General features: G+C 74.8%; 2 protein-coding genes. One reads left to right on the top strand and one right to left on the bottom strand.

What is annotated here, in order from left to right:
* On the top strand, positions 1-1,036 hold a 1,036-nt coding region (locus tag CH341_RS00390; RefSeq protein ID WP_111417052.1), incomplete at its 5' end, for a molybdopterin molybdotransferase MoeA.
* A gap of 176 nt (positions 1,037-1,212) precedes the next feature.
* On the opposite strand, the gene CH341_RS00385 is transcribed toward CH341_RS00390, so the two are convergent.
* A partial coding sequence (locus CH341_RS00385) for a YcnI family protein (protein ID WP_342634983.1) occupies positions 1,213-1,745 on the bottom strand: 533 nt, incomplete at its 5' end.

The raw sequence follows: 1,745 nt of genomic DNA, 5'->3' as shown, positions 1-1,745 counted from the left end.
GGCCGGCGAGACGCGCCTGCAGGTCGTCGACCGGGTCGCCGCCGGCCATGCCGCGGCGCGGCCGCTGGCGGCGGGCGAGGCGGCCCGCATCTTCACCGGCGCTCCGATGCCGCCCGGCGCCGACACGGTGCTGATGCAGGAGGACGCGCGGCTGGACGGCGACGCGCTGCTGGTCCCGGCCGGGCTGAAGGCCGGCGACAACCGCCGGCTCGCCGGCGAGGACATTCCCACGGGCGGCACGATGCTGCCGGCCGGCCGGCGCCTCGCCGCGGCCGACATCGCGCTCGCCGCCGCACAGGGCCTCACCGCGCTGCCGGTCCGCCGCCGCGTCCGCGTGGCGCTGTTCTCGACCGGCGACGAGATCGTCGAGCCCGGCGCGCCGCTGCCGCCGAGCGGCATCTACGACGCCAACCGCTATCTGCTGCTCGCCATGGCCGAGGCGCTCGGTGCCGAGGTGACGGATCTCGGCATTCTGCCCGACGATCCGGACGCGCTGGCGCAGGCGCTGCCGGCGGCGGCGGCCCACGATCTCGTGATCACGTCGGGCGGCGTCTCGGCCGGCGAGGCCGATCACGTCCGCACCGCGGTCGAGCGCGCCGGCTCGCTGGTGTTCTGGCGCATCGCCATCAAGCCGGGCCGCCCCGTCGCCATGGGCGTGCTGGCCGGCGAGGCGGGGCGGCGCGCCGCCTTCGTCGGCCTGCCGGGCAATCCCGCGGCGGCCTTCGTCACCTTCGCGCGGATCGTCCGCCCGCTGCTGCTGCGACTCGCCGGCGCGACGCCGCGCCCGCTGCCGGTGCTTCCCGTGCGGGCCGGCTTCGCGCATCGCAAGAAGCCGGGCCGGCGCGAATATCTGCGCGGCTCGCTGCGCCCCGGCCCCGACGGCCGCCCGGAGGCGGTGACCTACCGGCTCGAAGGCGCCGGCGCCATCACGTCACTGACCGAGACCGAGGGGCTGATCGAGATCGCCGACGAGGTGACGGCGGTGTCGCCCGGCGACACGGTGGGCTTCGTCTCCTACACGGAGATCGTGGGGTAGGCCGCGTCGTCCTCCCTCGATCTTCCCTCATGGTGAGGAGCGATCCGAAGGATCGCGTCTCGAACCATGAGGCCCCGCGGGACAGCGCCGAGGCCGTCCCCGCCCTTCGAGACGCCCGCTTCGCGGGCTCCTCGGGACGAGGACGGAGGAAGGGCGAGGCGACGACTATCAGACCCTCAATGATGCGCGTGATGGGACTCGGGCGGGGCGATCACGCGAATGCTCGGCGCCGGTGTCTTCAGCGCGTGCGGATCCTGCCCGGCCGCCGGCACCTCGGTCCAGGCGGCCGTGCCCTGCTCGCACTCCTGCACGACCGGAACGACCAGCGTGGTGCCGGGCTCGACCGTGCCGGCGACGAAGCCCGAGAACACGAACTCGTCGTAGAACGCGTCCTCCAGCCGGCCCGTCCAGGTGATCTCGCGCACGCCGTCCTTGAACGTGATCCCGTGCATGAACTCGTAGGGCTTCGCATACGCCCCCTGGGTGACGGCGAGCGTCCAGCCCGGCTTCGGCATCGGCTTCACGGCGATCAGTCCGTCCGGGATCGTCACCCGCACCGTCAGGGTGGCGGCGCTGCCGCAGCCGTGCGGCACCCGCAGCACCGCCTTGTAGCCGGCGCCCGGCGTCGCCTCGGCGCGCTCCAGCGTGACATGGGCGGCAGCTGGCGCCGCGGCCGCGAGCGACAGCGTGGCACCGGCCAGCGCGGACG

The organism is Rhodoplanes roseus (assembly GCF_003258865.1).
In the GTDB taxonomy this organism is placed as follows: Bacteria; Pseudomonadota; Alphaproteobacteria; order Rhizobiales; family Xanthobacteraceae; genus Rhodoplanes; species Rhodoplanes roseus.
The sequence above is the reverse complement of the archived record's forward strand: the minus strand, read 5'-3'. Positions and strand labels throughout refer to the sequence as shown.